Here is a 14,173-nt window from a genome sequence, read left to right as displayed (position 1 = left end):
TAATGCTATTATCTCGGGCGTTTACGCCACTTAAATTCACGCGGCAAGCTATTCGATTTGGACTGAAGTATAGTTTATTAAGTAGCAGCATTTTATTCTGTTTACAACAGCATGGTTATGCAGTGGAACAGGTTGATATCGTAGAGAATGTTGGCACTGAAGATGAAAAAAATTCGCAGGATGTCATTCAACTGGATACAGTGGTGGTCACTGCCACTCGGCGAGAACAATCCTTACAGAAAGTACCTGTTGCCGTATCAATCATTAATGGAAAAGAGCTAGATGAAAAACAGCAAAACTCTCTAGAGGCGATTGTCAAGGAAGTACCTTCGGTCAATTTTAATGCAACTTCGACCAATAAGGATTCTTCATTATTTATTCGAGGGATTGGCACCATCTCAACTTCTCCCGGGGTAGAACCTTCTGTATCTACAGTGATCGATGGCGTAGTGTTGAGCCGCCCAGGACAGGCTACGCTGGATTTACTTGATATTGAACGTGTGGAAGTGCTTCGTGGTCCACAAGGTACTTTATTTGGTAAAAATGCTACTGCTGGTGTGGTAAATATTGTCACTAAAAATCCAACGGAGAAGCCTTCAGGTTATGTTGATGTTTATTTTACTGATGACCATGAACAGCGTATTAAATTGGGCGCATCAGGTGCGTTAGTTCCGGGTGTGTTAAAAGCCAATGTCAGTGCATTACTTAGCAATTATGATGGCAACGTATATAATTATCATACTCAGCAAGATGTGAATGGCTATCGTACTCAAGGTATTCGCAGTAAATTTGAATATAATCCGAGTGATGACCTAACGCTTGGATTGTCTTTGGATTATGTTCATAAAGAGAGTACTGCACCTTTAGGGGCTTTGGTCAGTAGTGCTAATGTAGATTATTTACAAGCCATTGCACCTGTTGTGGCGGGTAAGGAGAATCGTACAGTAAATAGTCAACCGGAAACCGTTGATGATACCAATCAGGGTATTTCTTTTACAGCAGACTGGTTTTTGGATCGACATCAACTTTCTTCGATTACTGCTTTAAGACAGTGGAAGAATGTTCAACTGCCTAATTATAACTATCTGCCAGAGGCGACAACACAATTTGCATTACTTCATGATCGTGGTGAGGTCAACTCTAAACAGTTTTCACAGGAATTGCGTATTGCCAGTCTGGAGGAAGGTTTTATCAACTATGTCGCAGGTATCTATTTCGCCAAAAATGATAATGATGAAAAAACCCAGCGTTATGCACATTGGTATGATACGGCAATACAAACTTATGCCGATGATTATGCTGTCGCTTACTTTGGTACTGAAAGTCGAAATTATGCCATTTTTGGTGAAGGGACTTGGAACCTGAGTGATAGATTACGTCTGATTACAGGATTACGTTTAACGCGGGATGAGCTGTCTTTTTATCACAATAGAAATTCTACGATTCCATCAACGCTAGAATCCCGTAATTCCATTCGTAACTCGGTTGCCAATTCTGGTTCTACATCAGAAACTGGCATATCCGGACGTGCAGGCGTACAGTTCGATATTTCTTCGGATATTAATAGCTATTTCACTTATTCACGTGGTTATAAAGGGCCGGCTTATAACGTGTATTTTAATATGAGAAATATCGATACACCGGTGATTGACCCTGAAACGTCCAATTCATTTGAGCTGGGATTAAAATCACAATGGTTGAATAACCGTTTACGTTTAAATCTGGCCGCATTTTATACCGAGTATGAAAATTTTCAGGCTAATTTTCGGGTCATAGATAGTGGTGGTGGGATTAGTACCCGGTTGATCAATGCTGGAGAAGTGTCAACCAAAGGGGTAGAACTGGATAGTAGTTTTCAGGTCAATGAAAATCTACGCTTAAATCTTGCGGCTGCCAATATCCATGCCCGTATTGATAACTTTAGATGTCCGCCAGCCGATTCGGCCTGCCCAAATGTCAATGGTAAACCCTTGCCAAACTCTCCAGACTGGAAATTAAATGCGCAAATAAATCAGTATGTTCCAATTGCAAATAATCGGCGTATTGAACTGTCTTCACAATATGCATGGCAGAGCAAGACCCAGTTTGATATTGGACAAAATGCACAAACCATACAGCCATCTTATGGTATTTGGAATGCCAGTATCGGTCTGGCCGATACCGCATCTGATTGGCGGGTAGCATTTTTAGTCCGCAATATATTGGATAAATCCTATAACGCTAGACTGGCAACAGCAAGCTATGGTTTATATCGTAATGTGCCAAGAGATGATGAGCGTTATTTCGGCTTGTCCTTCCGTAAAGATTTCTAACCATACACAGCCTGATCTATCGCTTGAATACCAAGGATAACAAGTGATAGATCACATTAAATAATAACTTATATCTTGTGGAACAAGTATGAAACCTAATTTTGTCATTATTGTGGCCGATCAATTACGTGTAGATGCATTGCCCTTATTTGGAAATTCTGTGGTGAAAACGCCACACATTGATGCTTTAGCCAAACAAGGAATGGCATTTTCTGAAACTTTTACTCAACACAGTGTTTGTTCACCATCAAGGGTGTCATTTATCACTGGGCATTATCCGCATGTGCATGGTAATCGTACATTAAATAATTTGATTCAACCGAATCAAGCCAATTTTCTCAAAGACTTTAAACAGCATGGTTATGATGTGGTACATATCGGTGGAAGAGGTGACACTTTTGCCGAACATGCGACCGAAGCATCGGTAAGCTATCATGGTTTTTCCGACCCAGAACTGAAAGATCTAAGCAGTTTTTTTGCAAAGAAAAAGCAAAAAATTAAAGCACAGGGTTTACAGAATTATATTGATCAAAATCCATTAATTCGTGCTTTTTATCATGGTCGAAAAGAAGATAACGATGTAACTTTTGATACGGCCTGTGTTGAAACCGTACAGCAATGGGTTAGCAAACCTAAAAATAAACCTTGGGTACTATACATTCCTTTAGTTGATCCACATCCTCCTTTTGAAGCTGAAGAGCCTTGGTTCTCCATGTACGACCGTGATGCTATGGTATTACCTCGTCAAGGACAGGGTTACCAGCCCAAATATCTTGAAGCATTGCGCCAAGCCCATGGCTGGGATAAATATCGTGATAAGGATTGGCAAGAAATCAAGGCGGTTTATTATGGCATGGTCTCCAAATTCGATGACAATGTCGGGAAAATCAGACAGGCCATTCAGGATCATCAATTAGATGACAATACTTATTTTGTCTTGTTCTCAGATCATGGGGAATATTTAGGTGATTATGGTGTGGTTGAAAAATGGCCAAGTGGTGTACATGAATGTCTTACTCGTACGCCACTCATTATTTCCGGCAAGGATATTCAACAGGGTAAAACTTCTGATGCACTAATTGAATTACTTGATGTTTTCCCGACCTTATTAGACTTGGCCGGGATACAAAGTCAGCATCGGCATTATGGTCGAAGTTTTAAAGCCCTTTTAACTGCACCGCAACAGTCCCATCGAGAGGCGGTATTTAGTGAAGGCGGTTTTAATGCCAATGAAAAGGATATTTTGGAAGATCCTCCGTTTCCCTATGATTTAAAAGGTAAGGTCCAGCATATGGATCCAAAATTGGTGGGAAAGGTTACCTGTATTCGTACTCGTGACTGGACTTATGTCTGGCGCTTATATGAACAACATGAATTATATGATCGTCATAATGATCCACATGAAACTATCAATTTGATTGAGCAACCGGAAAACACAACGATTATTCAGCAGTTACAACAACAATTACTGCACTGGTTGATCTACAGCGCAGATGAAATACCAAAATTGTCGGAAACACGATTTGTAGCAGTAGATTTAGAGCGACCTTAAAAATAGGGGAAATTTTGTACTGATCGTGGATCAGCTACTTTAAAAATCAAAAGGAAAATATTTTGGGGAGCAAGTATGAAACCTAACTTTGTCATTATTGTGGCCGATCAATTAAGAGCAGATGCATTGCCAGCATTTGGAAATGCTGTGGTAAAAACACCATACATTGATGCCTTAGCTCAACAAGGAATGACATTTTCCGAAGTCTTTACCCAGCATAGTGTTTGTTCGCCATCCCGGGTATCTTTTATCTCTGGTTATTATCCGCATGTGCATGGTAATCGTACGCTGGTCAATTTAATTCAACCGAATCAGCCAAATTTTCTTAAAGACTTTAAACAGCATGGTTATGATGTGGTCCATATTGGTGAACGGGGACATACTTTTGAAGAATATGCCACCGAGCAATCAGTTACTTATCATGGTTTTTCCCATTCTGATGGTCACGATTTAAAAAGTTTTTTCCAGAGAAAAGTGTTTAAGACCGATCCAGAAGAGGTAAGACAAGCCATAGATAGACACCCTTTGTCCCGTGCTTTTTATCATGGATGCAAAGAAGATAACGATTTAACTTTTGATACGGCCTGCGTTGAAACCGTACAGCAATGGGTCAGTAAACCTAAAAATAAACCTTGGGTATTGTATATTCCTCTCATTGATCCACATCCTCCCTTCGATGTCGAAGAACCTTGGTTCTCCATGTACGACCGTGATGCTATGGCATTACCTCGTCAAGGACAGGGTTATCAGCCCAAATATCTTGAAGCATTGCGCCAAGCCCATGGCTGGGATAAATATCGTGATAAGGATTGGCAAGAAATCAAGGCGGTTTATTATGGCATGGTCTCCAAATTTGATGACAATGTCGGAAAAATCAGACAGGCCATTCAGGATCATCAATTAGATGACAATACTTATTTTGTCTTGTTCTCAGATCATGGGGAATATTTAGGTGATTATGGTGTGGTTGAAAAATGGCCAAGTGGTGTACATGAATGTCTTACTCGTACGCCACTCATTATTTCCGGCAAGGATATTCAACAGGGTAAAACTTCTGATGCATTGATTGAATTACTTGATGTTTTCCCGACCTTATTAGACTTGGCCGGGATACAAAGTCAGCATCGGCATTATGGTCGAAGTTTTAAAGCCCTTTTAACTGCACCACAACAGTCCCATCGCGAGGCGGTATTCAGTGAAGGCGGTTTTAATGCCAATGAAAAGGATATTTTGGAAGATCCTCCGTTCCCCTATGATTTAAAAGGTAAGGTCCAGCATATGGATCCAAAATTGGTGGGGAAAGTTGCCTGTATTCGTACTCGTGACTGGACTTATGTCTGGCGCTTATATGAACAACATGAATTATATGATCGTCATAATGATCCATACGAAACCATTAATTTAATTGAGGATGCCAAATATATTGAAATTATCCATGCGTTAAGAGATCAACTGTTGCAGTGGTTGTTGGAAACAGAAGATGAGATTCCACCTACACCCCAGGTACAATGGCCTCAAGTGAACTTGCCTACACCATGATGGCATTTTTATGCGGCAAGATTTTGTATCTATTTTTATTCAATTCATGCCATATCACTGACAGGAATGATACACAACAAATGGCAAAGCCTTTTACACTAAAAATAAATTTAAGAGAATACCTGAACAATGAAAATTGCATATCTATTGATAGGTCTGGGTGTGGTGACCGCTGTGTCGTTAGTACATGGGCAACTTTATGCCAAAGCTACACCGATGGTCACGTCTGAAGTCGATATTGAGCGTTATGCTGGACAATGGTATGAGATTGCTCGGTTACCGATGTTTTTTCAGCGGCATTGTGCCAGTGATGTCACAGCAAATTATGAGTTGAATCCTGATAATACCATTGGGGTACTGAATCAATGTATCAATAAAAAAGGTCAGGTGGAATCTGCACATGGTGTTGCATATGCACAGAATCCCGCCAAAAATAAATTAAAAGTAAGTTTCTTGCCTCGTGCTTTGCGCTGGCTGCCATTTACCAAAGGTGACTACTGGATTTTACGTCTGGATCCGGATTATCAGGTGGCATTGGTAGGTGGCCCATCACGCAAATACTTATGGTTATTATCGCGTAGCCCAACACTTGATCAGGCAACCATCGACACTTATTTACAGACAGCACAAGATCAGGGCTTTGATGTCTCAAAATTGATCTGGACCAAGCAGACGGTCACACCATCATCACCCTGATATATACGCTACGGTATGATTTGAAGTGGTTTTGCCTAGATGCTTTCGATGGGTTAAAATGATTAAGATATTCTAATATAGCTGTATGTGATTGATCATGCAGCGTTCATCAAACTGTCATGATCTTGATCTAGGCTATAATGACAACATATAACAAAGAGGTGCGAATGCCAATAAAACTCATTGCCGTTGATATGGACGGTACTTTTTTAAATGACAATAAACAATACAATAAAACCAGATTTTTAAATCAATATTCACAGCTGAAACAACAGGGCATTCGCTTTGTGGCGGCAAGTGGTAATCAACTTTATACCTTACAAAATTATTTCCTTGAAATTCAAAATGAGATTGCTTATGTTGCCGAAAACGGTGCATATGTGGTGGATGGAACAGAAGAAGTCGGATTTGCCCATTTTTCTCAGAATCTGGTGGCAGAGATACTTGCCAGTTTAATTGAAAATTATCAGCAGGCATTAGTGGTATGCGGAAAGAAAGGCGCATACAGTAGTGTGACTGTGCCACAGCAAGCCTATCAAAAGCTGAATAAATATTTTAAAAAATTAAATATTGTTCAGGATCTCATGCACATCGATGACCAAATTTGTAAAGTGACGCTCAACACCGCACAATGCGATGTGAATCTATTGCTTGAAGTGTTGAAAGCCAAAGACTTTATTCAAAACCAATCGGTTAAACTGGTTTCCAGTGGTTTTGGTTTTATTGATTTGATTATTCCGGAACAGCATAAAGCGCATGGCTTGGGCTTGTTACAGCAAAAATGGCAGATTGCTGATCAGGAGATTTTAGCCTTTGGCGATAATTATAATGATCTGGAAATGATTCAGAAGGCTGGTTTTAGCTTTGCCATGGATAATGCGGTTCCAGAATTAAAACAGGCGGCACGGTTTATGACAACGAGTAATGAACAGGACGGTGTACTTGAAGTCATTGATTTACTACTGGCTGGAGAATATCCCTTTCAACCGAGTCTAAATGCTGTTAATTTCTAGCTAAGATAGTGATAAATGATAAAAATCGGACAAAGGTGCACATACACCTTTGTCCGAGATGAACTTATTTTACAGTTTTATTTTGCCAGTTCGGCATCAATTGCTGCGACTAGGCGTGGATCTTCGGCAGTAATATCCGGTGCAAAGCGTGCGACTACTTCACCTTGTTTATTGATGAGGAATTTTTCAAAATTCCACAATACTTCTGGTGGTTCATTTGGTGTTAAACCGTATTCAATCAGATCCTTTTTCCATGGACCTTCTCCAATACGTTCCGGTTGTGCTGTGATCAACCCTTGATAGAGTGGATGCTTATCTTCACCTGCGACAGAAATTTTGGCGAATAAAGGAAAGCTGACATCATAGGTCAAAGAACAGAACTGCTGAATTTCTTCATTTGTTCCTGGTTCTTGTGCCAGAAAATTATTGGCAGGAAATGCTAAAATTTCTAAACCTTGCGTTTTTTTCTCTTTATAAAGTTTTTCCAGTCCTTCATATTGTGGTGTTAAACCACATTTTGAGGCCACATTGACCACCAGTAAAACTTTGCCTGAATAGGCCGCCAGTGTGGTTTCACTGCCATCAATTTTATTGAGGGAAATATCGGTAATCTTACTCATGAGTTTATCCTAAACTGAGGTTCGGTTTAACATAGCATGATTGTCAAAAATGCATGTTAAACCATTGTAAATAGGATGTAGCGAATTATTGAGCAGGTTGTTGTGGGACTGGAAGCTGCTGTGATGTAGCCGGTTGATCAGAGATTTTGTTATGAATGTCCTGACTAATTTCCATCAGTTCTTGTTGGGCTTTCATGGCTTTTTCCTGTAAAGGCTGGAACTGTGCAGGATCAATTTTTTCCATGTTACTGGTCAGAATGGTTTCGCTCATTTCCAGACCGACATGACTATTTTCAATCATTTTTTCGCGTAGTTGATTGGCTTCAGTACTTTTTAGATTTAATTTTTTCAGGTGGGCATTGCTTTTTTCGACAAAGCTTTTAAATTCGGTAAATAGTTTTTTGAGTTCTTCTTTATCCTGCTTTTGCATGGCTTGATCCATACGTTGTTGTAATGACGATGCTGCCTGTTCCTGCGCCAGTCCAAATGTCTGAATGGCATTAACGTCGGCTGTGATGTCAGCTTTATTATTGGTGCTGAGTTGAGCAGTTTGTTGTGTTGTTGCAGGTGCTTTACTTTCCCCATCTTTTACTTCGGTCACAGGTTTGGAGCATGCAGTCAGTGTGGCCATCGTTGTGATTAGTGCAACAAGTGTTAATTTTTTCATAAAATTTTCCAAATAATGTATTGAATGACGGTATACATCAATATCCCGCCTATCGTGTACGCTACTATAACGGAAGATGAATGTATAAATCGAATACTCTTGTGCAAAATTTTATTATAAAAAGGAAACGATCGTGGTTAAGCGCTTAATTGATGAAGGCGGAATTGTTCTGGTGTCATATTGGTATAGCGTTTAAAAAATTCAATAAATGCCGAAGGATGGTGATAGTTTAAATCCAGTGCAATTTTTTTAATGGATACATTGAGTTTTAGTTGATCGATGGCATAAATCAGTTTGGCACGATTACGCCACTCGGAAATCGACATGGCAAAATGCTGTTGAAACAAGCGTAATAAATGTCGTTCACTCATGGCAAAATGGGTACAGATGCTATGCAGTTTTAGCGCATGATGTTGCGGCTGTAATAAAAAATCGGTAATTTTTTTTAAGGCAATATCGTTACTTAGTGGCAAGTAATGCTCGTGGCTTGGGGCAGTCGATAATTCATCAAATAATACCAATAGCTTATGCCATTGCTGCAAAGGCGTCTGTTGTGTACGTTGATCCAATAAATGCTGAGTGATAAAGCTGATCAGTGGTGAAATCTGGATCACGCTGGGTGTTGCTGCCAAGTGCCGGGAAAGCGTAGGGGAAATTCTAAAACAGATAAAGCGCGTTTCCTGATCGTACCTTGAGATGGCCTGATGGGGTGTATGTGGCGGAATCCATAAGCCAAAAGTTGGCGGTGATAAATAGACCTGTTGGTCGATATTGAACTCCAGAATACCGTCTAGTGAGAAATTAAAGTCACCCCATAAATTACTATGCGGATAGACTTCTTCTTTTGCCTGATATTGATAGGCATCCAGATGCAGATGTGACATGTCTAAACTGGAATGGTCTAGGGTGCCAAGGCATGCGTGCTCAATGGAGGAGGTTTGGTTCAATGTCGTATCTTCAATGGTTTTGTCTGATTATCAGTATATTATTTATATAAGACATCACCGACAATAGGCAGGGTAAAAAATAGCGGGAAAAATTCATGAATACAGGTTCAATCAGTACCACGACAACGCAGCGCTGGTTATATCTATTGCCATTAACAGCAGTATTGATCTGGGCCATTAATATTGTGGTGACCCGTTATGCTGTGGATTTAATTGAACCCATCAGTATTAGTTTTTATCGCTGGTTGATTGCATGGCTGGTCTTGACACCATTTATGTTGTTAAAAGTAATAAGACGCTGGCAGGATATTCGTCCGCATCTTTGGCAATTGGCTGTGCTAGGTTTTTTGGGAATGGTGTGTTATCAGGGGCTTGCCTATACAGCAGCACATTATACCACTGCAACCAATATGGGGATTATTAATGCTTTTATCCCAGTCTTTTCGATTTTTTTTAGTATTTTTATCTTAAAAATTTATCCCAATCGGTTTGCTATTTTTGGCGTGATCTTATCAATTTTTGGTCTGATGTATTTGGTTACCCAGGGCAATTTTGCCACATTGTTACACGGACAACATATTTTTGGTGATTTGTTAATGGTATTGGCAGTGGGATTATATGCATTTTATGGGATTTTCTTGCAGCGCTGGCAATTGAGATTACCCCTATTCATTATGCTCTATATTCAAGTCATCTTTGCGGTATTGTTTCATATTCCCTTGATTATGTACTTTGGTCTGGATCAGTTGAATGCTGCCAATGCGCCCGCAGTGTTCTATGCTGGGATTTTTTCTTCTATTTTTGCAGCTTATTTATGGATGATGGCGGTACAAAATCTGGGTTCAAACCGTACCAGTATCTTTATGAATTTTATTCCAATTTTTACTGCAATTATTGCTTATATTTTTCTGCATGAACAATGGACAATTTATCATAGTATCGGTGGGGCAATGGTCTTGGTAGGAATTTTATTGGCACAAAAGAAGTAACAAAGAAAATGATTTTGGGTCTGTAAAGTTGTACAGACCCTCATATTTTATGCTTTATTCGACAGTTGGATTATTTAAACCACGCGCCAATGTGAAAATCAGAAAAATTGAAAATAAGGTAAGCGGTAATACGCCAAAGAGCAGGACATTACTATTAAAATAATCGACAATTAATCCACCCAATGCCGAACCCAGGGCGATCAGGATAAGGAAAGTAAAAGTAATCATCGGCATTCCTTTTTCAACTGATTCAGGCGCATGAACAAACATCCAGATATTTACAGCTGTAGGAATGATTCCCCAAGCAAAGCCCCATAGTGCAGTCAATAAAACAGCAGCAGCGATATGTATTGCAAATAAAGGTAAACAAAGAAAGCTAATGGCAAATGCAAGACCTGCCAAGGCAAACGTATAACGGATATTGATTTGCCCCATATAGCCCGCAAAGGCATTGCCTAAAATCCCTGAAACACCAAAAATCAATAATAAACTACTGATAAAACCATCAGAATAACCCAGTTGAAATTTAAAGAATGGTGCAAAATAGCTATAGGCAGCAAAATGTGCCAACCCAATAAAGATAAAAATAATCCAGCCTTTACGTGCAATAGGATGGCGAATTAATACAGGTAATTCTTTTAGTTGTAAGGCAGAAGAAGGCTTTAGCTGCGGTAAATAACGTAATTGCATGAAGAAAAGTATGATCCCCATCACCGTGATGATTATAAATGCAGTACGCCAACTCGAATAATGTGATAACCATGTACCAATCGGTACGCCGAGAACACTGGCTAAAGTCACACCGGAGGCGACTAAGGCGGTTGCTTTTGCGATTGGCAAATGGGCAGGGGCGACCCGACCGCTTAATGCAACAGCCGTTGCCCAAAAGCCGCCAATAGAGATGCCAAGCAGAAGACGACCTAATAACACCAAGGTGAAATTCGATGCAAGTGCTGTAAGCAAATTGGCAATGACCATGATCACCATGAGGATTAATAATAAGTAGCGTCGATCCAGTGATTTTGCAGACAGCGGAATCAATAAGGCGGAGAACATCCCGGTAATGGCAGTGATGGTCACTGTCCAGCCTGCGGTGCCAATGGAAATCTGGAAATCATGGGCAATCTCATTGAGTACACCCACAGCGAGAAACTCTCCAGTGACTAATGCAAATGCACTGAGTGCCACAGATAAAATTGCAAGCCAGCTACCTTGATGCGGAATAGACGTTATGGATTGATTCTTATCAGAACAAATAGAATTTGGTGGGGACATAGTACACCTGTAAATAGACTGACAAGGAAGATTCATAATATTTTTATAATGAACGTTATAAAAATATTATGTTATCCTAGTGTTGTCAATTCTTTTTATAATGATCATTATAAAATATATCGAATGATCATTCATCATGCTGTTAAAGTTTTCATATAGGTGAAAAATGACAAAAGCCAAACGTGGTCGGCCAAAGTGTTTTGATGAGGAAAAAGCACTTGAACAAGCCATGCTATTGTTCTGGCAATATGGTTATCAAGCAACTTCAATGAGTGATTTGACCAAGGCGCTCGGTATTACTGCACCAAGTCTATATTGTACTTTTGGCGATAAAACGCAATTATTTTATCGTTGTCTGGAATATTATCTTACACATGAAGCCTGTTCATTTACAGTGATTTTTCAACAGGCCAAAACAGCGAAAATTGCCATCGAAATTTATCTCCATGAGAATATCAAGCGCTTTAATGTAGAACACAAACCCAAAGGATGTATGCTGATTACCGCGGCAATGAATTGTCATGGCGAAAATCAAGAAATACAAAATACGGTATTGGGTTATCGGCTGCAAACCAGAGAAGATATGCTTGCGCGATTGCAACGTGGTGTTGAGGAAGGTGATTTACCACCCCATGCACCAATCCAATTAATGACAGATTTTTATTGTACAATTTTGCAGGGTCTTACCTTGCAAGCGCGAGATGGAGCCGAGAGCGGGCAGTTGCAGGCAGTGGTAGATCAAGCCATTAATCATTGGGAATTATTTCTACAATCTGCCTAAACTCAAGCACGAATCACTTGTCCTGTGACAGCATCGAGAATTTTGCTGGGCTGTGGACTGTTGCCTAATTCACCCGGTAAAATGGCTAAATCTGACGGAAAGTAATCGGCGACCTGTTGTGCTGTTTTTGCTGGGGCTAAACCGGCTGGGTTGGCACTTGTGGATACAATCATGCCATCAAATGCTGCACATAATTGCTGACATAAAGCATGTTGGGTCACCCGAATAGCGACCCGATCATGTGCGCCATAAATCCATGCCGGAATTGCTGTACTGACAGGTAGTAACCATGTCGTGGCACGTTGCTGTGCTGCGGAATGCTGCCATGAAGCAATAATTTGTTGGCGTATTTCTGTATCTAGTAGGGCAAGTAAAGGCTCAACCCGTTCAATACTTTCACTTAGCAGAATCACGCCTTTTTCAATCGGGCGTTGTTTAAGGGTCAGGATTTTTTCAAATGCTTGCTGCTGCTGCGGGTCACAGCCCAAGCCCCAGACTGCTTCGGTGGGGTAGGCCAAAACATCACCCTGTTTTAATCGCTCAACTGCTTGTTGCAGGTTTAGCGTATTCATACTGTATCCAAAACTCATTATCCAGAATTTATGCTCAAAGTCATTTAACAGCGGAGATAACGACCGCCATGTTGTTTGCACAGGCCGAGCAGTTCTAGCTCGACCAGTGCGACATTGAGGTCAATGATATTCTGATTTAATCGTATTGCAAGTTCATCGATGCTGATGCCAATCCAATCCAGTTGTTGATAGAGCGCATTTAAATGTTCGGGAATCGCAATACTTTCAGTTTGTGGCGCTACAGTTTGATGATCAGGTTTTTTTAGCACAGCTTTGGATGGGGCAGGGCTACGTACTTGCGCCTGACCAAACATGTTCAGGTCTTCGATCACCTGTAGCGGGTGATCGACCAGCGTTGCACCTTCACGAATCAATTGATGACAGCCTTGATGATATTGACTATAGATATGTCCGGGAATGGCAAATACCTGCTTGCCTTGTTCGGCGGCTTTTTTGGCTGTAATCAATGAACCACTTTGTAAGCCGGCTTCTACCACCACAGTACCCAGACTTAGACCACTAATCATGCGATTACGGCGTGGGAAATTACGTTTCGCAGGTGGTGTATTGGCTAGAAATTCCGAAACAATCGCACCACCATGCTCAATAATACCTTGCCAAAGGGAGCGATGTTCTGAAGGATAGCATTGATCCAATCCTGTGCCGATCACAGCAATACTTTTACCGTTCTGGATTGCACCATGATGAGAGGCAGCATCAATCCCAAGTGCCAGACCACTGGTGACGACAAAATTTTGTTCGGCAAAGAAATTGGCAAAATCATAAGCCACCTGCTTGCCATGCGGGCCGGGTTGTCGGCTACCCACCATGGCAATCTGCGGTTGCTGTAAAACATTGGTATCGCCCTGAACAAACAGAATGGGCGGACTATCGTCATAATGTGAAAGTGACACAGGATAATTGTGCTGATGTTTAAAGATAATGCTGTCACAGTGTTCAAGCGTTAATTTTAAACAGGTCTGGAAATCCTGCTGTCCCTGCGGATTATGGAATATCTGCAACCGTTGCAGGTGATTGGGATGTAATTTGAGCTGTTGCCAGATCGGCAAGGCAGCAAGCTGAATGGCATCACTGGCATTGCCAAAATGTGATAGCAACCGATGAAAACTACTTAAAGAATATTGCAGCACGTACCATAAGCTTAATTGATCAATATCAGGCTGAGGAATATGCTGCATACAATACCTTT

The 14,173-nt window shown here is 40.6% G+C and carries 13 protein-coding genes; 7 read left to right on the top strand and 6 right to left on the bottom strand.

Going from position 1 to position 14,173, the window contains the following annotated elements:
• Positions 1-2 precede the first annotated feature (2 nt).
• The 5 genes from CAP51_RS04745 to CAP51_RS04725 all read left to right on the top strand — a co-directional run bounded on the left by CAP51_RS04745 (position 3) and on the right by CAP51_RS04725 (position 7,112).
• Positions 3-2,312, top strand: coding sequence for a TonB-dependent receptor (locus CAP51_RS04745; protein ID WP_087619581.1), 2,310 nt, complete (start codon positions 3-5; stop codon positions 2,310-2,312).
• Between the two features lie 88 nt (positions 2,313-2,400).
• On the top strand, positions 2,401-3,864 hold the full coding sequence (locus tag CAP51_RS04740) for a sulfatase family protein (protein ID WP_087619580.1): 1,464 nt from the start codon (positions 2,401-2,403) through the stop codon (positions 3,862-3,864).
• Between the two features lie 75 nt (positions 3,865-3,939).
• Positions 3,940-5,403 carry a sulfatase family protein gene (locus CAP51_RS04735; protein WP_087619579.1) on the top strand — a complete coding sequence of 488 codons (1,464 nt, stop codon included), beginning with the start codon at positions 3,940-3,942 and terminating at the stop codon, positions 5,401-5,403.
• A gap of 129 nt (positions 5,404-5,532) precedes the next feature.
• Positions 5,533-6,099, top strand: coding sequence for a lipocalin family protein (locus CAP51_RS04730; RefSeq protein WP_087619578.1), 567 nt, complete (start codon positions 5,533-5,535; stop codon positions 6,097-6,099).
• 167 nt (positions 6,100-6,266) lie between these two features.
• A complete protein-coding gene (locus tag CAP51_RS04725; RefSeq protein ID WP_087619577.1) occupies positions 6,267-7,112 on the top strand; it encodes a Cof-type HAD-IIB family hydrolase in 846 nt (281 codons plus the stop codon).
• 77 nt (positions 7,113-7,189) lie between these two features.
• Here the strand turns inward: CAP51_RS04725 and CAP51_RS04720 are convergent, their stop codons facing one another.
• The 3 genes from CAP51_RS04720 to CAP51_RS04710 form a co-directional block, all read right to left on the bottom strand.
• A complete protein-coding gene (locus CAP51_RS04720) occupies positions 7,190-7,732 on the bottom strand; it encodes a glutathione peroxidase (protein WP_087619576.1) in 543 nt (180 codons plus the stop codon).
• Between the two features lie 85 nt (positions 7,733-7,817).
• The gene (locus CAP51_RS04715; RefSeq protein WP_087619575.1) at positions 7,818-8,399 is read right to left on the bottom strand and encodes a hypothetical protein; all 582 of its coding nucleotides are present in this window, start codon (positions 8,397-8,399) and stop codon (positions 7,818-7,820) included.
• Positions 8,400-8,536: 137 nt separating this feature from the next.
• A complete protein-coding gene (locus CAP51_RS04710) occupies positions 8,537-9,283 on the bottom strand; it encodes an AraC family transcriptional regulator (RefSeq protein ID WP_087619574.1) in 747 nt (248 codons plus the stop codon).
• A 158-nt stretch (positions 9,284-9,441) separates the two neighbouring features.
• On the opposite strand from CAP51_RS04710, the gene CAP51_RS04705 reads away from it, so the two are divergent.
• Positions 9,442-10,335, top strand: a complete 894-nt coding sequence (locus tag CAP51_RS04705; RefSeq protein ID WP_087619573.1) for a DMT family transporter — start codon at positions 9,442-9,444, stop codon at positions 10,333-10,335.
• A 54-nt stretch (positions 10,336-10,389) separates the two neighbouring features.
• Here CAP51_RS04705 and CAP51_RS04700 read toward each other — a convergent pair whose 3' ends face one another.
• On the bottom strand, positions 10,390-11,610 hold the full coding sequence (locus CAP51_RS04700; protein WP_087619572.1) for an MFS transporter: 1,221 nt from the start codon (positions 11,608-11,610) through the stop codon (positions 10,390-10,392).
• Positions 11,611-11,776: 166 nt separating this feature from the next.
• Here CAP51_RS04700 and CAP51_RS04695 point away from each other — a divergent pair, with 166 nt between their 5' ends.
• Complete coding sequence (locus tag CAP51_RS04695; RefSeq protein WP_087619571.1) at positions 11,777-12,391, top strand: TetR/AcrR family transcriptional regulator; 615 nt, start codon at positions 11,777-11,779, stop codon at positions 12,389-12,391.
• Between the two features lie 2 nt (positions 12,392-12,393).
• Here the strand turns inward: CAP51_RS04695 and tsaC are convergent, their stop codons facing one another.
• Together tsaC and dprA are read right to left on the bottom strand one after the other, a co-directional pair.
• Positions 12,394-12,963, bottom strand: coding sequence for an L-threonylcarbamoyladenylate synthase type 1 TsaC (gene tsaC, locus CAP51_RS04690; protein WP_087619570.1), 570 nt, complete (start codon positions 12,961-12,963; stop codon positions 12,394-12,396).
• A gap of 44 nt (positions 12,964-13,007) precedes the next feature.
• Positions 13,008-14,162: a DNA-processing protein DprA gene (gene dprA, locus CAP51_RS04685; protein WP_087619569.1), complete on the bottom strand. Its 1,155-nt coding sequence runs from the start codon at positions 14,160-14,162 to the stop codon at positions 13,008-13,010.
• Positions 14,163-14,173: the final 11 nt, after the last annotated feature.

The sequence above is a fragment of the Acinetobacter populi genome (assembly GCF_002174125.1).
GTDB classification, from domain to species: domain Bacteria; phylum Pseudomonadota; class Gammaproteobacteria; order Pseudomonadales; family Moraxellaceae; genus Acinetobacter; species Acinetobacter populi.
The sequence above is the reverse complement of the archived record's forward strand: the minus strand, read 5'-3'. Positions and strand labels throughout refer to the sequence as shown.